Here is a 19794-nt window from a genome sequence, read left to right as displayed (position 1 = left end):
CCAAGTTAAACGGTCCTGTCGAGACTTAATAATGATTTGAATTATTAAATTATTACTAACCATAAATTTATATTAAGTTTAATCAGAAAACTGCTGCTTTATTTGGCTGGCCGGCCGATTTTCCGGTAAAAATCCTCGCGATAAGTATCTGAGACGGGGATATATTCGGCGCCGATTCGGATCCGGTCCCGTTCAATACTTTCTACCCGATCGAGCGCGACGAGATAGGACTTGTGGACGCGGCAAAACCGCCCGGCAGGTAGCTGGCGTTCGAGATCGCCGAAGGTCTCGAGCGTCATGATTTTCGATGCGGTGAGATGCAGACGGCGGTAATCCCGCATGCCTTCAATAAAGAGTATCTCCGAAAAGTCGACCTTCTGCAAACGATACTCCGTTTTCACAAAAAAGTACTCCCTGGAGGCAGCCACAGCTTCTTTCACCCGCAGTACGGCCTGCAGAAAACGCTCGAAGGTGTACGGTTTCAAAAGGTAATCCGCTACGCCGAGCTCAAACCCGCGCAGGGCGTATTGGTCATATGCAGTAGTCAGGATAACGGCAGGGCGGTATGGAAGTGCCGCCAGCAGCTCCAGGCCCGAGAGCCCGTCCATCTCAATATCCAGAAAAAGGAGGTCCGGTTTGCGGTTGAGCAGCGCCGGCAGCGCGTCCTCGGTTGATTCAAATACTCCTTCCGGAATCAGAAAAGGTACTTTGCGTATGTAGTCGCTCAGCCGCAGCCGCGCGAGGGGTTCGTCTTCAACGAGCAGGCAGGTCATAGAGGGTCAGGTCTACCGAATAGGTTTGATGTTCTTCCTGAATATCAAGTTGATAGCGCTCAGGATAGAGCAGGTCCAGCCGCTGGCGGAGAAGGGCCTGCCCGATTCCGGCGGCCGGGCGAATGGTCGTTGCCGGGCGATGGCCTTCCGCAAGCTGATTCACGCACCGGAAATGAACCGTGCGTCCTTCAATGCGGAAGAGAATCCGGATGCCATCCGTCACCCGCTTATCCGGCGCATATTTAAATGCATTTTCAATATACGGAATGAACAGAACGGGGGCTACGGATAGGCCGCCCGGGTCGCCTTCGATTTCTATGCGGACGAAATGCTCGTTTGATGTCCGTATTTTCTGCAGGGCGACAAACCGTCCGATGTATTCCAGCTCCCGGGCCAGCGGAATCGTCTCTTCCTGCGTTTCATAGAGCACAAACCGGAGCAGGTCCGATAATTCGTGGAGGTATCGGGAAGCCGTTGGCGGGTCGTGCTCGATGAGAATATCAATGCTGTGCAGCGTATTGAAGAGAAAATGGGGATTCATCCGGGCCTTGAGCAGGGCCAGTTCGGCTTCGAGGCTTCTGGCGGCGAGCGCTTCCTTGAGGTGAATTTCGCCGTACCAGGTTACAAAACCCCTCAGCATCGTCCCCAGCAGGCCATTTACGGCGGCGAGAACGCCGAAGGCAAACAGGAGCGTTGCCTGCCCTTCCATCTCCGGAAAAATGGAAGCAAGGCTGTAAACAACCCCGGAAAGTACGGAAGTCGTAAGCAGCGAAGCGATTGCGCAGACACCGAGGCCCAGCGCCAGGAACGCCGCGGTCCGCCGGCGCGTGAGGTAATCCGGCACCAGCCAGGCGTAGAATGCATAAAAACTGACGGGACCGGTTAAAAAACAAAGCGATGTCAGAAATGCCCAGTCTTCGTCAAACAACCCCTGTGAGGTACCCCTGGAAATAAAATACAAAAAAGTGATCAGGAAGGCGTACAAAAGCCAGTATCCAGCATGGAGCAGAATGACGACTGGTTTTCTCATTTAGAAAGGAAGAAAGAAGCCAGCGTTTCCATTTCCGGCAGGTTGATCGAAACGCCGCTCATATTAGCGGCTACAGCCAGCACGAGGTCATGTTCCGGGTATACGAGGAGAAATGTACGCCCGCCCTCGCTTACGCCGCCGTGGTGCCGGATGGCGCGGCCTCCGGTATCCTTCCCGATGCGCCATCCGTACGCATAGCCGGTGTTTTTGCCGTTTTTCAGCAGTTGCGGCGTGAAAAGAAGCTGCTGGGTATCGCTGCGAAGGATGTTGCTGATTCCCAGGCACATCGTGACCAGGTCAGAGGGACTGGAGAGCAACCCGCCGCCGGCCCATTTATAGCTGTTGTCGACCAGGGGCGCGTTGACGAGGCGCCGCTGTTTGTCGTGTTCGTAAAACCGCACCCGGCCGGTGATGACGCTGTCGACCCGGTCGGCGCAGGTCTGCCGCATTCCCAGCGGATCGAACACGCTTTCCTGCAGGCAGGTCAGAAACGGCTTGCCGGCAGCTTCCTCCATGACATAGCTGAGGAGATTATAACCGTAAGACGAATAGTTGAAGGCGGTTCCCGGTTCAAAAAGGAGGCTATCGGAAAGAAAAATCACCAGTCCGTCTTTCACCCGGTCGAAGTGCCTGGGGCAATCCAGTCCGTCGCGTGGGCCGTAGTGCCGGATCCCCGCCGTATGGGTAGCCAGCTGGCGTACGGTAAAAGGCTGTATGCCGGCCTGCATGCCTTCGATGTGCAGCAGCGCTTCGGGATTTAGTTTTCCCGACTGAATAAGCTGCCCGAGGGCGATGGACGTAATGGACTTGGAGACGGAGCCTACCCGGAAACGGGAAGAAGGCGTCACCGGAACCTGATTCTCGGCATCGGCCATTCCGAAACCTTCGGCATAGCGGACGGCCCCTTTCCAGCCAACGGCCACCGAAAGTCCCGGAATATCCTGGGCACGGCGGAGAGAATCGAGAAAATGCCGGGCGCGGTCGGAAGGCGGTTGCGCGGCGAGGAGGGAGGGCACAAGGAGGAAAAACGCAAGCAACTGTTTCATCTTCGGTCTGTTTTAAGTAACGTTGAACCGAAGTTCAGCTCTATGCTCCCGGCTGGAAAGTCTGTTCTGCCAACCGGGAAAATTTGTCTGCCAACCGGTCCCTGAAGGTAGGAACCGGAGCGGAAAGGCCCAAGTCAAAACCTATCTGTGCAACTATGGAAGAAACGTATGCCGCCCTGGCGCTGATCAACAACACCGATCTGAGACAATTCGAAATGCCTGTGGGAAGTGAACTCGCCCGCATCACGTACAAGCAAACGCCCCACCGCATCTACCTGCTGCATACGGAAGTGTCGGAAGGACTGAAAGGAAAGGGCGCGGCAACGGCCATTATCGAGAAAACGCTGCGGTATATCGAAGACCGGCAGCTGAAGCTCGTACCGATCTGCCCGATGGTCGTATCTTACCTCAAACGCCACCCCGAATGGAACCGGGTCGTCTATGAAGAAATACCCGACTGATCAGGAACTAAACCGGCTCATTCCGTCGTTATCCAACAACTCTTAATGGGTAATGGCGGTTACTACGTTAAGAGTGAGCCATGTTGTTTCATCTGTAAACAGCATGGCTTTTTTTCTACTCTGTTTGCTATGAAACCTCTCTACCGCCTTTTCTTTTTCCTGCTGATATTCCCGGCCACGGGCAGCTACGCCCGCGTTGGTACTCCTCCTGATACGTTGTATCCCGTTCGTGGTTTTTGCATCGCCGCACCGGTACCTGCCCGACTGGATGAATTTGTACAGTTTATCCGTTCAGAACTTGCCCCGAGAAAGATCAATACCCTTGTCCTCCGTGTCGACTTCAACTACCGGTTCGAAAGCCATCCGGAGCTGCGTGACAGCCTTGCGCTTTCCCGGTCGGAGGTGCGTAAACTGGTACGGACCTGCCGGGAAGCGGGGATTCGCGTCGTGCCGCAGATCAACCTGCTCGGTCACCAATCCTGGGCCTCCAAAACCAACAACTTACTCGCGAAATACCCCGAATTTGACGAGACGCCGCACGTGATGATGCCTGCGAAATACGCCTGGCCCAATGCCGACGGTCTTTACTGCAAGAGCTATTGCCCGCTTCACCCCGGCGTGCACAAGGTCGTGTTTGAGTTGGTGGACGAAATCTGCGATGCATTCGAAGCCTCTGATTTTCACGCCGGAATGGACGAAGTCTTTTACCTCGGCGACGACAAATGCCCCCGCTGCGGCGGTCGCGACAAGGCGGAGCTATTCGCCGGCGAGGTAGCCCTTATTCGGAATCATTTGTCGCTGAAAAACAGGAAATTATGGATTTGGGGCGACCGCCTGCTCGACGGGAAGACTACCGGATTGGGTATGTGGGAAGCCAGCATGAACCAGACCCACCGGGCGATCGACCTGATCCCCAAAGATGTCATGATCTGCGACTGGCATTACGAGCGCCCCGACCCGACGCCGGTGCTGTTTGCGATGAAAGGCCTCGATGTCATTACCTGCCCCTGGCGAAATCCGGGTAATGCCGTCCGGCAGTCGGAAGACATGGCTCGTTTCCGCGCCAATGCTACGCCGGAAATGCGAACGCATTTTCAGGGAATGATGCAGACCGTCTGGTCCGACGCCGGCAATTTTCTCGATGAATACTATGGCCGTAAAAAGGCCGATTCGCCCAATACTGCCTCCAACTGTTTCCGTACCCTCTTTCCCGCCCCATGATTCCACAGCGTGTTGCTTCAATCGACGTCTTCCGGGCCGTCACTATGTTTCTGATGGTTTTTGTCAATGATCTCTGGTCGTTGCAGGATATCCCGCTTTGGCTTGAACACTCCAAAGCAGACGTTGATTTTCTGGGCTTTTCGGATGTTATTTTTCCGTGTTTTCTGGTGATCGTCGGGCTGTCCATTCCCTTCGCGCTGGAGTCGCGCTTACAGAAATCAGACCCGCCGCTGTCGATTGCCTGGCATATCCTGGTACGGTCCGTCGCCCTGATTGTGATGGGCGTGTTTACGGTCAACCTGCCCGACCTGAGCGAAGAACGCACCGGCCTGAGCCGGCCGTGGTACCAGATCCTGATGGTGATCGGCTTCTTCCTGGTCTGGAACGCCTGGCCGAAGCAACTGTCCCGCAAACTGACGCGCAGTCTGGAGATCGGCGGTATCGTCCTGCTCCTCGTGCTGTTGTTTCTGTTCAGAGCCGGAACGGACAATGAACCGGTCCCTTTCCGAGCGCAATGGTGGGGTATTCTCGGTCTGATCGGCTGGAGCTATGGTACGGTGGCACTTTTGTACCTTCTTTTCCGGGGAAACGTATGGCTGCTCGCGCTCGCCTGGCTGTTATTCTGCCTGTTTCCGGTGGCGGGGCATGCCGGTTGGCTGACCGCATTACGCCCCGGCGGTCCGAAAGACTGGATTCTCGGCAACGGCGCGTTTCATGCATTTGTAATGACGGGTGTCATGACGACGCTCGTTTGGCGGCGGCAGCCCCGTTCATTTGTCTGGCTGACGATTGCGGCCGGCGTGGCCTTTCTGGCGGCAGGAATTTTCTGCCGGCAGTATTTCATCATCTCGAAAATATGGGCTACGCCTACCTGGGTATTCCTCTGCTGCGGGATCGCGTTGCTGGTTTATGCGCTGCTGTACGTACTGGTCGAAGAGCGGGGGAAAGAACAATGGTTCAACCTCATCCGTCCCGCCGGGACCTACTCGCTCACCTGCTACCTGATTCCCTATGTGCTGTATGCCGGGGCAGAGCTCTCCGGGCTATCGTTGCCGGAGGTACTCGTAACGGGTTTTGCCGGTTTGCTGAAATCGTTGTTGTTCTCGCTGCTGGTTGTCTGGATGACGTCCGTGCTGGTTCGCCGGGGTATCCGGCTGAAGCTGTGAATTAAGCCGGATGGGTGGGTTTTCGTCCAACAAAAAAGTCATCAATTATGGTACTTGACCGGATTCTGGCCTATAACCAACACCGGGACCCCCGATGGGTAACCCGCAAATATGCCGCGCTGACGGAAGATCCCTTTCGGTTCTTCCGCGGTACCTGCCGGCTTTTTTACGAAGACCTCCGCCGGTATGCGGATTGGGATGACCCTACCCGCTGCTGGATCACGGGAGACCTCCACCTCGAGAACTTCGGTACCTACCGCGGCAGCGATGATATTGTTTATTTTGATCTGAATGATTTCGACGAGGCGCGGCTCGCACCCGCTTCCTGGGAGCTGGCGCGGCTGCTGACCAGTATTTACCTCGGGGCGGAAGCGCTTTCCCTGCCGCCGTCCGAAGCCAACAGGCTCAGCCGGTTTACCGTCGATACCTATATGGCGGTACTCCGGCAGGGCAAGCCCTGGGTCATCGAAAAGGAAACGGCTACGGGTTTGCTCCGGGATTTTATCCGCCAGGTACGCGACCGGAAAGAGAGCCGCTTTGTACGGGAGCGGGTACGGAGGAGCCGGGAGCGCCTGCGCACCGACGAAACGCGCACGTTTCGTCTCAAAAAAGATCAGCGAAAACCGCTTCGATCTGACATACAAACGGCTTTGAATCAGGATCATACCCTCCGTTCTATGGAAGTACTCGACGTAGCCTGGCGGCTCGCCGGTACCGGAAGCGTGGGATTGAAACGGTATGTGGTGCTGGTGCGGGAAGAAGGCAGGTTCCGGCTGGTTGACCTGAAAGAAGCCGTTTTATCTTCCCTCGAAAACCTGACAACGGTACCACAGCCGGTCTGGGCAGATCCGGCCGGGCGGATTACCGCCGTCCAGGAATACGTTCAGCATAAATCTCCGGCGCTGCTCCGCCCGCTGCGCGTCGGCGGCACAGACTATGTGATGAAAGAGCTGCAACCCTCCCAGGACCGGATGGATCTCCGGGCCTGCAAGGGCAATTTCCGCAGGTTGCAGGATATTATCGGTTCGATGGCGCGCCTCGCCGCTTCGGGTATTCTCCGTAGCGGGGGCCGTAACGGGTCCAGTATTACCGACGAACTTATTGCATTTGGTGAGAAAAAGCAGGAAAAGTCACTGCTTCACTTCGCCCGCGAATCAGCAGAACGTACCCGGGCTCAGTACCACGAGTATGTGCGGGAATACCAGGCCCGTCACCAGTTTTTGGTATCAGGTACCCAGGTCGATTTGGGGTGATAGTACTTCCAGAGCAGGGCAGATAGTTTTCGGGTGACGGTCCATGCTTCGTTGGAGGGTTCCCAGCTTTCATCCTGGTTGTTTTGGGTAAAGACGGCGAAGACATATGGGTGATCTCCCGCTACATAGACTACTTCACTGCGGCTTTTATTGACGCAGCCGTGTTTGTCGGCCGCAAATACGTCCGGCGGTATCTGCGAGAGTGCATACTGATCCCAGTACTGCCGGCCCAGCAGGCGGAGCATTTTTTCGCTTGCCGAGCGACTGAATACCTTTCCGGCTGCGATCTGCTCGAAGAGCGTCGCCATTTCCCTTGGGGTCGTCTGCCCCCAGCCGATGCGGTTGCGGATATGCTGTCGGCCGGGCGTACGGCTGTTCACCCGCGTCTGCGCGTACCCGAGGCTGTCGAGAATGGCATTGATCCGGAGCCCGCCGCCGGCCAGGCCCTGCAACCACAAACTTGCCGTATTGTCGCTCGTGCTGAGCATCAGGAGAATAAGGCGGCTGATTTCGATTTTTTCGCCGGTTTTCATCGCGTTGACGAGATCGGCCTCGTCGCTTCCCGGGTACCGCAGCGAATCGGTCAGTACCACATTCTGGTGATATCCGAGCTGCCCTTTTTCTATTTTGTCCATGACGCCCAGCAGAATGGGTACTTTGACGATACTGGCAGTCGGGAAGACAGTATCGGCGAGTACCGAGGCCGTTTGCCCGGTTTTCAGGTCCTTGACATATACACCGATGGTACCGTGAAAGCCGGTTGTCAGTTTATCAATTTCTTTCTGAAGCCGGGCGTCGGTTTTTTGGGCCGAAACAGCGGCAGCGGTGAAAAGCCAGAGCAGGAGAATCCGGGTCATGGGCGATACAGGGCGAGTATTTTGTCGAACAATATGTCCAGGTCCTCCACGACGAGATCTTTCCGCGGGTCAACGGGAAAAATCCGCATCCGGGCCCGCTTTTCAAGCAGCAGGCCCGGATGGTCGACGCGTTTTCCTTCAACCACGCCGATGTAGGGCAGGGAAGTTTTCCGGTCCGTCCAGAGGTAGCAGAACATCTTCCCCCGAAAACAAAAAAACGGCATACGGTACTTCCACGCCTCGGTAATGGCGGGGTCTTTGCCCAGGATGTATTCCCGCAGGAAGAGCATGCAGCTCCGGACGGGTTCTTCCTGTTCCAGAAAATAGCGATCCATTTCGCGCATGAGGTGTTACCGGACGGCAACAAAGATAGAAACTTCCGCGTCAGCAGGGTCAGCCGCTCTTTCGCCGTAAACTTCAAAGTCGGCCGTGAAGGCCCGCGGCAGGTCTGATTGCCAGATAGTCACCCACGCATCGTAGATAATCCCGCTGTCCAGGTTTCCTTTTGCAACGATCTCATGGTACTGCCCGGCAGGTACTGTGCGCGTTTCCATACCTGCCGGCGCCTGCGTACCGGCTTCGACCCGGCAACCGAGAAGGGTCGTGTACGGGCCGGTATGGTCGGTTTCATAGTCTGTGTAAAGGCAGTAGATCGCGTTGTCGACGCGTCCGGGAATAGCGGCTGCCAGGTTTTCGGCGAAGAAACGCTGCCAGAGAGCCGGAATGTCGTGCGCCGCCTGTCCGTTTTGATTGGTGGTCCGGATGACAGGTCCGAGGAGTGTGAAGGTTTCCATAACGATCGGTTGTTTTTCCGGCGAAAATGAAACGCCCTGCTGACAACCCTATGTCAGCAGGGGCGATCAATTGTTTCGGCGTGTTTTCCGGATCGGTCTGCCGTATTTCTTCATCTTTTCCTTCGCGTGATCCCGGCGGACGTTGACTTTTTTGTTCTTGTCGATTTTATCGTGAAAAGCGGTGCCGTCGGTTTCTTTCCGGTCCATACGTACCGTCGGAAGCTTCAGGGTTGTCCTGGGCTTTTCGTCTTTCGTCAGTTCAGTGGATAGTTCGAGGTCTTCCGGCAGCTCCTGCACCGGAATGGTATACTGCATCAGGGCTTCAATGGGCGCGATGCGTTCTTCTTCGAGCGGAGAAACCAGGGTCAGGGCAATGCCGCGGCGGTCAGCCCGACCGGTCCGTCCGATGCGGTGGACGTAGTTTTCCGGTGTTTCCGGCACGTCGAGGTTGATGACGTGCGAAACGCCGGCGACGTCTATCCCTCTGGCAACGAGGTCAGTAGCGATCAGAATCCGGTGGGTACCGTCTTCAAACCGCTGTACCGTCAGAAAGCGGTTATTTTGTGCTTTGTTGGAATGGATGACCCCCGCTTCATCCGGAAACAGTACTTCCAGTTTGTCGAAGACGTCGTCGGCCTGCTGCTTCGTCGCCGTAAACAGCAGCGCCTTTGAGAATACGTCCCGGTCGGCCAGCAGTAGTTTCAGCAGGTTGATTTTGGTATGAAAATTCGGTACGTGGTACAGGGACTGGTCGATCGTCGCTACCGGAGACCCCGCCGGCGCCGCTTCTACCCGGACGGGATTGGTGAAGTACTCGTCCATGAGCCCGCTCACGTCGTCCGTCAGCGTAGCCGAAAAGAGCAGGTTCTGCCGTTTCTGGGGAAGAAGTTCGAGCAGGCGCTCCAGCTGCGGCCGGAAGCCCAGGTTGAGCATTTCGTCTACTTCGTCGATGACCAGCTTCTTCACGTTTTTCATCTTCAGCGCGCCGGCCATCAGGATATCGATCAGGCGGCCGGGCGTAGCGACGAGGACGTCGACGCCCTGTTGCAGTTCCGCCACCTGCGTGCGCATGTTGGCGCCACCGTAAACGCCCTGAACAATGAGGTTGAGATAGGCGGACAGTTCTTTCACCGTATCAACGACCTGCATCACAAGCTCGCGCGTGGGCACCAGCACCAAAATCTGCGGCAGTTTCTCCTTCGAATACTGGTACTGACGCAGGCAGGGCAGGAGGTAGGCCAGCGTTTTACCGGTGCCCGTCTGGGCGATCCCGCAGACGTCCCGGCCCGACATCACGACGGAAAATACTTTTTCCTGGATAGGCGTTGGTTGGGTATAGCCGAGATCGTTGAGCGCGTTGAGCAGCTGCTTGTTCAGATTCAGGTCTTCGAACGTAGTCATGTTGCAAAAATACACCTGATCTGCCGGTTTTGGGCACCGTCGCGCCGTATACTCATTTCCCGGACGGAAAAAGCGATTTCCTATAACTTTGCCTTGTTTACACCGCAGATACCTATGCCTTACGATTTTACACTCTCCAGTTCCGTACTGGCGAACGGTCGCACCGCCTACTACGCCAAACTGAATAACTCGAAAGAAAGCCGGTTTATAGTTGGCTATCAAACACTTTACAAGGAGAACATCGGTATTTACAATACCATTATCCCCGCCGGGCAGGCCTATGAGCCGTCTCCCTATGTGAAGGAATTTGGTTTCTGGGCCTATTTCATTCATCCGACAGCGAAAGCCGAAAGCCAGGGCTCGTTTCAGTGCCTGAATACGTACGACAGGGCCAAATTCACCTTCAGCTTCATGCAGTATGCGGCGCATGTACCGAACGGAGACTTCGTCCGGTTTTTCAAAAAGTTGCTTGCCCTGCCCAACGGCGCGACGTACTTTCCGAAGCTCGTCCTCAAAAATGACAGGATCTATTACCGGAATAGCAACGGCACGCTGAAGCAGCTCGAAAACGACGACTCTACCCAGGCGTTGATGGATTACCTTAATCCGAGCCTCAACGAAGTCGAAAACCAGGAACTGATCTGCTCGGCGCGGCTCGTGCACTGGGCGGCCAATGACCCGGCGCATCGGCGGTTGCAGGTGGAGACGGCTATCGACCATTTCCGCGATAATCTGGTGGAATACGACACGCGCTTCGACCTCGACAAAGCGCCTGCCAGCGTTTGCCAGCTGATCTGTGACATCCGGCATCAGGGCCGGGGGACCAACGACCGCATTGCCAACGCCCTCAATACCAACGGAAACTGGGACAAAGCCTTCGCCAATCTGTGCACAATAGGCGCTGTCAACTACCAGACCCGTATCAATACCGTCAAAACGGCGATAACCGGATACCTGAAAGACGGCGTTTTCAACAAGAAATACAGCCGCGCGAAGAAGTCTTTTGTTTAAAACTTAACAATTTCTTGACAGCGGGAAGAGTTCTGGTTGAGGAACTTTGTAACCGGCGTTAACCCCCGATTCCGGGGAGACGCCGGACCTGTCTTGAATGAATATAGCTCTCCCGGCGTCCGGTCTCCGGAAAGCCCAAGATTCCGTCTTCAGCGGCCTCGTCCTACTGGGCGTGCTGATCAATTTTTCCGGGTTGCTTTCCCCTGTGCTCGAAACAGACGGCACGCTTTATGCGACCATCGCCAAAAATATGGCGCACAGCGGAGATTGGATCAACCTGACACTTGAAGGCCGTGACTGGCTCGATAAACCCCACCTGCCTTTCTGGCTTACTGCGCTGAGCTACAAGCTCTTCGGCTATGCATCGTTCGCTTACAAGCTGCCGGCGCTGCTTTGCTGGGTACTTGGCGGCTGGTATACCTACCGGCTGGCCCGGTTCCGGTATTCGGTGTATGTGGCGCAGCTGGCCCTGCTGATGTACCTGGCGGTCGAGCATTTGCTGATTTCGAACGTCGACGTACGGGCGGAGCCCTATCTCACCGGTTTCTGTATCGCCTCCCTGTACCATTTTTACCGGTTGTACCGGGAGAAAAGCCTGGCTCACGCGGTTTGGGGAGCTTTTTTTGCGGGAATGGCGGTCATGACGAAGGGTATATTCATCCTGATCATCATCGGTAGCGGTATTGTCATCGACGCCCTCGTCCGGGGAGACTGGAAGGGTCTCTTTCACCCGCGCTGGTGGCTGGCTGTCGCGCTCACCTGCGTGTTTTTTCTACCGGAATTGTACTGCCTGTACGTACAGTTTGATCTTCATCCGGAAAAAGTTGTTTTCGGGCAGACGGGCGTTTCCGGTCTGCGGTTTTTTTTCTGGGACAGCCAGTTCGGACGGTTTACCAATTCAGGCCCGATCAAAGGCGCCGGCGATCCGTTTTTCTATCTCCATACGTTGCTGTGGGCATTTCTGCCGTGGTCGGTCCTGTTCTACTACGCGTTGTATGAAAGGTTTAAGAATAGAAAAAAAGCCGACGACTGGGTACTGACCGGCGGCGTGCTCTTCTCTCTCCTCCTGTTTTCAGCATCGAAATTTCAATTGCCGCATTACCTGAATGTGCTGTACCCGATGATGTGTATTCTCACGGCGCAGGTCGTCGCGGCGGCGGAGCATAAGCGCTGGATGATCGCCGTTCAGTATGGTATTTCAGGGCTCTTGTTTTTGGCAGGATTACTTGGTATCTACCTGATTTCCATTTCGTTCGGGTGGGTGGCGTTCCTGCTGGTCGGGATACTGGCGGTCGGGGCGATAGGGCTGTTTCCGCCCGTCAGCATTACCAACGCGGTACGGGTAAGCCTGCTGGCGTCGCTGGTGATGAACGGGGTATACAGCCTGCTGCTCTACCCGGCGATTGTGGGGTACCAATCCGGTAACCGGGTTGCCGACTACGTCAACCAGCAGGGTGATATTCCGGAGATATCTGTCATTCCCGGCGACGCGGCCAACTATGCCCTGGAATTTTATGCCGAAAAACCGGTGCGCTACCTTACGTTTCCGGTGGCAGACACGGCATATGTCTTCCTCCGGCCTGAAAAAGCCACCGCGCTGACAGCGGAGGGGTACGATGTCCGTGTGCTCGAACGCTTCCCCCATTACCACATCAGCGAACTGGGTGTGTCGTTTATCAACAAGGAAACCCGGCACGAAACCCTCGACGAAACGCTGCTCGTCCGCCTTACTCGTTAACCAGAAAGTGGACAATGCGGCAGGCATTTCCTTTGCGGCCGGCGTCTTCCTGCGGGAGCAGTTCCACGTGCAGGGTATGTTTGCCGGGCTTCAGGTCGTCGCCAAGCATCAGATACCACGGCAGGTGAAGCTGGGTACTCCATTGTGTGAAGAGGTCCAGTCGCCGGGGTTTTCCGCCGTCGATGCGATAAGAAAGAATACCGGCATCGGGGCCGGAAATGACCGCGATTCCGACTGCCCGGCCGGTAAACGGAAATTCAAAGGACGCGCCCGCCTGTGTTGCCACGAGCATCGGCACATCGACGAACCCTTCCCGCGTGCCGGTTTTATCGGTCGGTTTCCAGGACTCGATCCGCTCGAAACCTTTCGTTTTTATGGCTTCGGTTAACGAACGATACCGCCCGGCGCTGTAGGCATACGGGCTCCGCAGCGCCGGTAGCGTACGCAGCGCAGCCTTTGCCGGCAGGCGAAGCAGCTCTTTCATCGTCTGAAAATAGATTTCCTGCCCGAACGGCGACGGGTGGAGGTCTTTGAAGTCATACTGCCACGAAAACTCCCCGGCGTGAATCCGGTCGTACACTTCCCGGGCCAGGTTCAGGAATGGAATGCCGTAATACCGGGCAAGCTCCTGGTGGATCAGTACTTCCGGCGGGGTCTGCCCTTTGGCAAAATCTTCGTTTTTTTCCGGATCGGCGAATGCCATCAGTACCGCATCTGCCTGCGGATTAGCGGAATAGAGTTGCCGGAGAATACCTTCCAGTGCTTTTTTCTGGGCATCGGTACTGAACCCGTTGACGCGGTCATTCACCGCTGATTCCAGAAAAAGAAGATCCGGCGTTCCTTTTTTCAATACATCGGTTTGAAACCGGAAGGCGTGCGGCGTACTTCCAAGGGAAGGGATACCGGCGGAGATAATGGTAAACTGCGTCTCCGGAAACCGCTCTTTGAGGTATTGGATGACCTTCGTCCGCCAGCCGGGATTATGCGTAATCGAGCCGCCGAGGAAGGCGACGGTACCTTTCTTCGTCGCCGCGAATTTTTCCAGACTACGGCCGAGACCGGCGTTCGGCTCGATGTAGGCTTGCCGTTTGAGCGGTTGCGCGACCGGCACGGAATGATCGTAAAGGAAGTCGGCGAACTGTTCGGGATGTTCAATCGGAAAATGATGCCCTTCCAGGGTCTGCGCCCCCCGACTCATCGGATAAGCCGAGGCAGGGCCGCCGGCTTTCATGTAATTGTTCAGAAAGGGAAAGGTATTTTCGTCGTTCGGAACGAGTTTATCCTGCAAACTGACGACGTGTATTACCGGCACTTTAAACGCCGCCAACCCGTTCAGGTCGTTCAGCGGAATATCCGGGAAAGTAGCCGCTTCTTCGTCAGTCAAGCCATACAATTTCTTCCATAATGCCCAGTCCTGCGCCGAGCCGGGGCTTTTGCCCTTGCCGCCCGGCCAGCTTTTGGGGTCGCATACCGGGGCTTCGGCGTAGATGCAACTCACCTTGTCCGGATTGCGCTTGGCCCAGCCATAGACATACAACCCGCCGCGGCTGACGCCTTCGAGGGCTACTTTCGGTGCGAGGTGCTTGTCCCCGACGAGATATGCATAAAAATCATCCCATACCTGCATGGCTTTGGGATGGCCGAACTGGTCGTTGGTATTGACGTAAGCAACATGAAAACCGCGGCTGAGGAGTATGCTGTCCATCTCCGTATGCCACGCCGGGAAGTGCGCGCGCCATACCCAGGGGTTGCCCGGGACAGCCCGGTACGGTTTCACCAGAAACGCCTGCGTATTTTGGAACGGAAAATCGATGCGTTCGAAGCCTTTCCAGTTGGAAGTGCGCTCCTGCGCCATTACGCCGGTCGACAGCCCGGCCAGCAGGCAGAATAAATACTTTTTCATTGGTTCAGAGGAGGACGACTCTGTCTTCAAAAGAAGGAATCAACGGACGTATACCCGGAAAAGTACGAAAATTGCCGCGTAATCACGGACTGCCAGCCGGCGGGCGACATAAACGCACAGCAAGACCTCCTGACACCTCTATGAAACTGATTTCTTTTCTGCTGACGATTTGCTCCCTGTCGGCTTCTGCCCAATTGCTCGAAAAGGGATTCCGTACGCCTCCCGATTCCACGAAACCCAGCGTGTACTGGTACTGGATGAGTGATAATATTTCGGAAGACGGCGTTCGGAAGGACGTGGAAGCAATGGCCGCCGTCGGCATAGGCCGTGCATTTATCGGTAACATCGGTTACGACCCGCGCGAAGTACCCTACGGAAAAGTCAAACTTTTCTCGCCGGAATGGTGGAAGATTACTAAAACCGCTATCCAAACGGCTAACCGAAAGGGTATTACCATCGGCTTATTCAATAGCCCCGGCTGGAGCCAGAGCGGTGGTCCGTGGGTACTGCCGACAGAAAGCATGCAGTACCTGGCTTGTGATGAGCAGGAAGTGGCCGGTCCCCGGGAAGTAGTATTCCCCCGCCCGGCAGGCGCAATACGCCCGGTAGCCGCCGTAGCCTTTCCGACTGCCCATGGGCAGGTACTCCCGGAGGCTACCCTTACAGCCTCTTCGGGATGGGAAGATCTTCCGGCGCTGACGGATGGAAATCCTGAAACGGCTTCCTTCTTTCCGGCCGGTCAGAAGGAGGATCTTGTGCTCGATCTGGCTTATAAACAGGCATTTACAGCGAGAAGTCTGACATTGGTACCTGCCCCTGTTCCGGTGCGTTTTACCGGCATTTTACAGGTAAAGGAAGCAGACGGTTCGTTCCGGACGTTGCGCGAGTTTGACTTCGACCGCAGTAACCCTGACGACGGCGTCGGCTTCCGGCCGTATGCGCCGGTTGTACTGGCAATCCCCGATGTCAGCGGGAGCGCGTTTCGCCTCCTTATCCGGCATATCCGGGGGAAAGGCGGACTCGCCGAATGCCGGATTTCACCCGAAGCCCGGCTCGAACGCTTCGAAGAAAAACAACTGGCCAAGATGTTCCAGACGCCGCTCCCGCTCTGGAATGAATACCAATGGGTTACCCAGCCCGAACCGAAAGGAGAGGGCCAGGTACTCGACCCGGCCAGGATGATCAACCTCCCGCTGGAGGCCGACGGCTCCCTGCGCTGGGCCGCTCCGGCAGGAAAATGGACCATCGTCTGGTTTGGAACACGGTCTACGGGCCGGACGAACAGCCCCGCGTCGCCGGAAGGCAAAGGCCTGGAGGTAGACAAAATGAACCGGAAAAACCTGCGGCACCATTTTGATTCTTTCATCGGGGCGGTTTACGACAGCCTGGCTCCGGCTGACCGGAAAGCGCTCCGGTATGTCGTTGCCGACAGCTACGAAACCGGCTCCCAAAACTGGACGGACGGAATGGCGGAGGCTTTCCAACAGCGGTATGGGTATGATCCGCTTCCGTGGCTGCCTGTTTTTTCGGGAAGAATTGTGGGATCCGCCGACCGGTCGGATCGCTTTCTATGGGATGTTCGCCGCCTGGTTGCCGACCGCGTCGCCTATGAATATGTGGGTGGCCTGAGAAACCTCAGCCACACCAAAGGCATGAAGCTATGGCTTGAAAATTACGGTCATTGGGGCTTTCCCGGAGAGTTTCTGCAATACGGCGGGCAGTCGGACGAAGTCGGAGGTGAATTCTGGAACGAAGGAGACCTCGGCAGTATCGAAAACCGTGCTGCCGCGTCAGCAGCTCATATTTACGGCAAAAGCAAGGTTGCGGCAGAGTCGTTTACGGCGGGTGGAAAGGCCTTTGTCCGGTATCCGGCGCTGTTGAAGAAGCGGGGCGACTGGTCGTTTACCGAAGGCGTCAACCATACCCTTCTTCACGTTATGATTACGCAGCCGACGGCTGCCTTACCCGGTGTCAATGCCGGCTTCGGAACGGAGTTCAACCGGCATAATACCTGGTTTTATCAGAGCAAGGCTTTTGTCGACTACCTGCGGCGATGCAATTTCCTCTTGCAGCAGGGTAAGTCCGTCAACGACGTCGCCTATTTCATCGGGGAAGACGCCCCGAAAATGACCGGTACCCGTCAACCCGAAATACCCGCAGGATACTCCTACGACTATATCAACGCAGAAGTTATCCTGACCCGTCTGACGGTCGAAAACGGCAAATGGACCTTACCGGACGGCACTTCCTACCATGTACTGGTCCTGCCGCCCCTGAAAACCATGCGCCCGGAAGTACTCGAACGGCTTGCCACCCTCGTACAGGCCGGAGGTACGTTGCTCGGGCCTGCGCCGGAGCGGTCGCCGAGTCTGGAGGGATACCCGCAGGCTGACAAAAAAGTCAAAGATCTTGCCGCGAAGGTCTGGTCAGGCGAGCGGTACGGTGCAGGCCGCGTATTCCGTTCCGGAGACCTGGCTGATATTCTGAAGACACTGAAGGTACTTCCCGACGCGGGGCTCGGAGACAAGGCGCTGCTGTATACGCACCGCCATTCAGCAACGGAAGATATTTATTTCATTACCAATCAGTCCGATCAGCCGGTTTCAGCGCCGGTGACGGTGCGCGTCAGCGGGCGGCAGCCGGAATGGTGGGACGCCGTCACCGGCACGACGCGCCCACTGCCGGAGTACACTTCTTCCGATGAAACGACGACGATTCCGCTCCGGCTGGACGCCTACCAAAGCGGTTTTCTGGTATTCCGGAAAAAGGGATCGCCGAAAGCCGGCCAGCGGAATTTTCCGGAACCGACGGCTGCAAATGAACTTTCCGGCCCCTGGTCCGTCACGTTTGATCCCGCGGCGCGCGGGCCGGAGAGGCCCGTGTCTTTCCCGACACTCACCGACTGGAGTAAACATACCGATCCCCGTATCCGGGATTATTCCGGAAAGGCGGTCTACCGGATTCGATTCACGGCCGATCCTTCCAAAGGAAAAGCCTTTCTCCATCTTGGGGAAGTCCGGGCGCTGGCGAGTGTGAAAATCAACGGCGTCACGCTCGGAACGGTATGGACGGCTCCCTGGGAGCTGGATATCAGCCGGGCCGTTAAAAAAGGCGTAAACGAAGCGGAAATCGAGGTCGCCAATACCTGGGTCAACCGCCTCATCGGCGACAGCCGCCTGCCGGAAGCGCAGCGGCGGACCTGGTCCAACGTCAATCCTTACAAACCGGAAAGTACGTATGAGCCTTCCGGATTACTCGGTCCTGTCCGGGTACTGTACTATCCTGCATCTACCTTTTCTTCTTCGAAGTGACAAAAAAATACCTCCTGGCCCTGAGCCTGCTGGCCGGTGAAGCGGCCGCCCAGCTACCGCCTGTTTTTGAAAACCGGGTTTCTCAACCGGTACCGACCATTACACGTTACCTGTCTCCGGTGCGGATTGTCTGGCAATCCGGTTCGGTGAAAAATGCGTCCCGTTTGCTGGGAGAAGGCAACGGGCAGGCCGACCTGGCCAACCGGAATATGTCTGTCTGGAAAAACGAAAAAGGTGAACAGGCTTCTGTTTTGCTGGATTTCGGGAAAGAATTGCATGGCGGGTTACAGATCGTTTCAGGCATGTCGCCCTCGGGCAAGCCGGTCCGCGTCCGGATACGCTTCGGCGAATCGGCGGCGGAGGCGATGAGCTCAATTGGCCCGAAACAGACCGCTACCAACGACCATGCTATTCGCGACGAAGAGGTACTCGTTCCCTGGCTTGGCAAGCTCGAAATCGGCAATACCGGCTTCCGTTTTGTGAGGGTAGACCTCGTGGAGCCCGATGCCGAGTGGCAGGTCAAGGAAATCCGGGCCGCGTTTATCTTCCGGGATCTGGCATACCAGGGCTCCTTTCGGTGCAGCGACGAATTGCTGAACCGTATCTGGATGACCGGGGCATATACTGTTCACCTGAATATGCAGGATTACCTGTGGGACGGTATCAAGCGCGACCGGCTGGTCTGGGTGGGAGACATGCATCCCGAAACCTCGGCTATCAGCGCGGTATTCGGCCACAACGAAGTAGTGCCTAAGAGCCTCGACCTCGTCCGGGATATTACGCCTTTGCCGCAATGGATGAACGGGATCAGTACGTACTCGATGTGGTGGATCATCATTCACCGCGACTGGTACTACCATAATGGGGACCTGGCCTACCTGCGTCAGCAAAAGGACTACCTGGTCAAGCTGCTGGCGCATTTGCGTACCAAAATCGGTTCGGATCACAAGGAGAAACTGGATGGCCACCGGTTTCTCGACTGGCCATCCAGCGAAAATCAGAAGGGCGTAGACGCTGGTTTACAGGCCATGCTGATCTGGTCGTTGCGGGCAGGAGCGGATCTCTGCCGTATTCTCGGGGAAACGGAAGCCATGAAGCAATCGCTTGAGGCTGTTGCCGATCTGTCGACCTATGTCCCGGATCCGAACGGCTCCAAGCAGGCCGCCGCCTTGATGGGACTGACCGGATTACTGTCCCCCGAAAAAGCCAATACCCTGCTTTCAGAAGGGGGTGCAAAGGGATATTCGACGTTTTATGGGTATTACATGCTGCAGGCGAAGGCCAAAGCCGGCGACTACGACGGCGCGCTGCGGGATATCCGTACTTTCTGGGGAGCGATGCTGAACCTCGGTGCTACTACGTTCTGGGAAGACTTTAACCTCGATTGGCTGCCGGGCGCGTCGCGGATTGATGAGTTGCCGGCAGCGGGGCAAAAGGATATACACGGCGACTACGGCGCGTACTGCTACGTCGGGTTCCGGCATAGTCTGTCGCACGGGTGGGCCGCCGGACCGACACCCTGGCTGACCGAGCACGTGCTCGGAATTCAGGTACTGGAACCAGGCTGCCGGAAGGTCAAAATCGAGCCGCACCTGGGCGACCTGACGTTCGCAGAAGGGACATTTCCGACGCCGTACGGACTTATCCGGGTGAGACATACCCGCGGCGCCGACGGAAAAATCCGCAGCGAAATCAAGGCGCCGAAAGAAGTAAAGGTGGTTAAGTAGCTGACTGTCAGAATATAAAATTTATTTTGAAAAAAATCGACAACAGACACCTGACTTTCCGATAACCGCGGGCGATACACAGACATATCTGACTGAAACACA

At 56.2% G+C, this 19794-nt stretch carries 16 protein-coding genes; 8 read left to right on the top strand and 8 right to left on the bottom strand.

Annotation, left to right across the window (positions count from 1 at the left end; translation table 11 throughout):
• Positions 1–98: 98 nt before the first annotated feature.
• The 3 genes from BLR09_RS02105 to BLR09_RS02095 are packed head-to-tail and all read right to left on the bottom strand — an operon-like array spanning position 99 to position 2849.
• Positions 99–773: a LytR/AlgR family response regulator transcription factor gene (locus tag BLR09_RS02105; RefSeq protein WP_093197082.1), complete on the bottom strand. Its 675-nt coding sequence runs from the start codon at positions 771–773 to the stop codon at positions 99–101.
• Positions 754–1803 carry a sensor histidine kinase gene (locus BLR09_RS02100; protein ID WP_093197080.1) on the bottom strand — a complete coding sequence of 350 codons (1050 nt, stop codon included), beginning with the start codon at positions 1801–1803 and terminating at the stop codon, positions 754–756. The genes BLR09_RS02105 and BLR09_RS02100 overlap by 20 nt, the downstream gene beginning before the upstream one ends.
• On the bottom strand, positions 1800–2849 hold the full coding sequence (locus BLR09_RS02095) for a serine hydrolase domain-containing protein (RefSeq protein ID WP_093197077.1): 1050 nt from the start codon (positions 2847–2849) through the stop codon (positions 1800–1802). The genes BLR09_RS02100 and BLR09_RS02095 overlap by 4 nt, the downstream gene beginning before the upstream one ends.
• Positions 2850–3004: 155 nt before the next feature.
• On the opposite strand from BLR09_RS02095, the gene BLR09_RS02090 reads away from it, so the two are divergent.
• From BLR09_RS02090 to BLR09_RS02075, 4 genes are all read left to right on the top strand, one after another.
• Complete coding sequence (locus tag BLR09_RS02090; RefSeq protein WP_093197074.1) at positions 3005–3310, top strand: GNAT family N-acetyltransferase; 306 nt, start codon at positions 3005–3007, stop codon at positions 3308–3310.
• Between the two features lie 129 nt (positions 3311–3439).
• Entirely contained in the window at positions 3440–4531 is a 1092-nt protein-coding gene (locus BLR09_RS02085; protein ID WP_093197072.1) for a family 20 glycosylhydrolase, read from the top strand.
• Complete coding sequence (locus BLR09_RS02080; RefSeq protein WP_093197069.1) at positions 4528–5697, top strand: DUF5009 domain-containing protein; 1170 nt, start codon at positions 4528–4530, stop codon at positions 5695–5697. Before BLR09_RS02085 ends, BLR09_RS02080 begins: the two co-directional genes overlap by 4 nt.
• A gap of 47 nt (positions 5698–5744) precedes the next feature.
• Positions 5745–6950 (top strand): DUF2252 family protein, encoded by a 1206-nt coding sequence (locus BLR09_RS02075; RefSeq protein ID WP_093197067.1) that lies wholly within the window; start codon positions 5745–5747, stop codon positions 6948–6950.
• Here BLR09_RS02075 and BLR09_RS02070 read toward each other — a convergent pair.
• The 4 genes from BLR09_RS02070 to BLR09_RS02055 all read right to left on the bottom strand — a co-directional run bounded on the left by BLR09_RS02070 (position 6908) and on the right by BLR09_RS02055 (position 10002).
• Complete coding sequence (locus tag BLR09_RS02070; protein ID WP_093197064.1) at positions 6908–7807, bottom strand: serine hydrolase; 900 nt, start codon at positions 7805–7807, stop codon at positions 6908–6910. The genes BLR09_RS02075 and BLR09_RS02070 overlap by 43 nt on opposite strands.
• The gene (locus BLR09_RS02065; RefSeq protein ID WP_245689855.1) at positions 7804–8142 is read right to left on the bottom strand and encodes a DUF1801 domain-containing protein; all 339 of its coding nucleotides are present in this window, start codon (positions 8140–8142) and stop codon (positions 7804–7806) included. The genes BLR09_RS02070 and BLR09_RS02065 overlap by 4 nt, the downstream gene beginning before the upstream one ends.
• A gap of 15 nt (positions 8143–8157) precedes the next feature.
• Positions 8158–8601, bottom strand: coding sequence for a GyrI-like domain-containing protein (locus BLR09_RS02060; RefSeq protein WP_093197058.1), 444 nt, complete (start codon positions 8599–8601; stop codon positions 8158–8160).
• 66 nt (positions 8602–8667) lie between these two features.
• Complete coding sequence (locus BLR09_RS02055) at positions 8668–10002, bottom strand: DEAD/DEAH box helicase (protein ID WP_093197055.1); 1335 nt, start codon at positions 10000–10002, stop codon at positions 8668–8670.
• 114 nt (positions 10003–10116) lie between these two features.
• Between BLR09_RS02055 and BLR09_RS02050 the strand changes: the two genes are divergently transcribed.
• Both BLR09_RS02050 and BLR09_RS02045 read left to right on the top strand, forming a co-directional pair.
• Entirely contained in the window at positions 10117–11013 is an 897-nt protein-coding gene (locus tag BLR09_RS02050; protein WP_093197053.1) for a hypothetical protein, read from the top strand.
• Between the two features lie 97 nt (positions 11014–11110).
• The gene (locus BLR09_RS02045; protein ID WP_093197050.1) at positions 11111–12751 is read left to right on the top strand and encodes an ArnT family glycosyltransferase; all 1641 of its coding nucleotides are present in this window, start codon (positions 11111–11113) and stop codon (positions 12749–12751) included.
• Here BLR09_RS02045 and BLR09_RS02040 read toward each other — a convergent pair.
• Positions 12741–14654, bottom strand: a complete 1914-nt coding sequence (locus tag BLR09_RS02040; protein ID WP_093197046.1) for an SGNH/GDSL hydrolase family protein — start codon at positions 14652–14654, stop codon at positions 12741–12743. The genes BLR09_RS02045 and BLR09_RS02040 overlap by 11 nt on opposite strands.
• Positions 14655–14794: 140 nt before the next feature.
• Between BLR09_RS02040 and BLR09_RS02035 the strand changes: the two genes are divergently transcribed.
• Both BLR09_RS02035 and BLR09_RS02030 read left to right on the top strand, forming a co-directional pair.
• Positions 14795–17965 carry a glycosyl hydrolase gene (locus BLR09_RS02035; RefSeq protein ID WP_093197042.1) on the top strand — a complete coding sequence of 1057 codons (3171 nt, stop codon included), beginning with the start codon at positions 14795–14797 and terminating at the stop codon, positions 17963–17965.
• Positions 17962–19692: an alpha-L-rhamnosidase-related protein gene (locus BLR09_RS02030; protein ID WP_245689854.1), complete on the top strand. Its 1731-nt coding sequence runs from the start codon at positions 17962–17964 to the stop codon at positions 19690–19692. Before BLR09_RS02035 ends, BLR09_RS02030 begins: the two co-directional genes overlap by 4 nt.
• Positions 19693–19794: the final 102 nt, after the last annotated feature.

Origin of the sequence: Siphonobacter aquaeclarae, assembly GCF_900103285.1 — a bacterium.
Lineage (GTDB): Bacteria > Bacteroidota > Bacteroidia > Cytophagales > Spirosomataceae > Siphonobacter > Siphonobacter aquaeclarae.
The sequence above is the reverse complement of the archived record's forward strand: the minus strand, read 5'-3'. Positions and strand labels throughout refer to the sequence as shown.

What these genes read in the sequence shown, in the direction of transcription:
- BLR09_RS02105 (WP_093197082.1), bottom strand. Translation starts at nt 773, where the DNA reads ATGACCTGCCTGCTCGTTGAAGACGAACCCCTCGCGCGGCTGCGGCTG.
- BLR09_RS02100 (WP_093197080.1), bottom strand. Translation starts at nt 1,803, where the DNA reads ATGAGAAAACCAGTCGTCATTCTGCTCCATGCTGGATACTGGCTTTTG.
- BLR09_RS02095 (WP_093197077.1), bottom strand. Translation starts at nt 2,849, where the DNA reads ATGAAACAGTTGCTTGCGTTTTTCCTCCTTGTGCCCTCCCTCCTCGCC.
- BLR09_RS02090 (WP_093197074.1), top strand. Translation starts at nt 3,005, where the DNA reads ATGGAAGAAACGTATGCCGCCCTGGCGCTGATCAACAACACCGATCTG.
- BLR09_RS02085 (WP_093197072.1), top strand. Translation starts at nt 3,440, where the DNA reads ATGAAACCTCTCTACCGCCTTTTCTTTTTCCTGCTGATATTCCCGGCC.
- BLR09_RS02080 (WP_093197069.1), top strand. Translation starts at nt 4,528, where the DNA reads ATGATTCCACAGCGTGTTGCTTCAATCGACGTCTTCCGGGCCGTCACT.
- BLR09_RS02075 (WP_093197067.1), top strand. Translation starts at nt 5,745, where the DNA reads ATGGTACTTGACCGGATTCTGGCCTATAACCAACACCGGGACCCCCGA.
- BLR09_RS02070 (WP_093197064.1), bottom strand. Translation starts at nt 7,807, where the DNA reads ATGACCCGGATTCTCCTGCTCTGGCTTTTCACCGCTGCCGCTGTTTCG.
- BLR09_RS02065 (WP_245689855.1), bottom strand. Translation starts at nt 8,142, where the DNA reads ATGGATCGCTATTTTCTGGAACAGGAAGAACCCGTCCGGAGCTGCATG.
- BLR09_RS02060 (WP_093197058.1), bottom strand. Translation starts at nt 8,601, where the DNA reads ATGGAAACCTTCACACTCCTCGGACCTGTCATCCGGACCACCAATCAA.
- BLR09_RS02055 (WP_093197055.1), bottom strand. Translation starts at nt 10,002, where the DNA reads ATGACTACGTTCGAAGACCTGAATCTGAACAAGCAGCTGCTCAACGCG.
- BLR09_RS02050 (WP_093197053.1), top strand. Translation starts at nt 10,117, where the DNA reads ATGCCTTACGATTTTACACTCTCCAGTTCCGTACTGGCGAACGGTCGC.
- BLR09_RS02045 (WP_093197050.1), top strand. Translation starts at nt 11,111, where the DNA reads ATGAATATAGCTCTCCCGGCGTCCGGTCTCCGGAAAGCCCAAGATTCC.
- BLR09_RS02040 (WP_093197046.1), bottom strand. Translation starts at nt 14,654, where the DNA reads ATGAAAAAGTATTTATTCTGCCTGCTGGCCGGGCTGTCGACCGGCGTA.
- BLR09_RS02035 (WP_093197042.1), top strand. Translation starts at nt 14,795, where the DNA reads ATGAAACTGATTTCTTTTCTGCTGACGATTTGCTCCCTGTCGGCTTCT.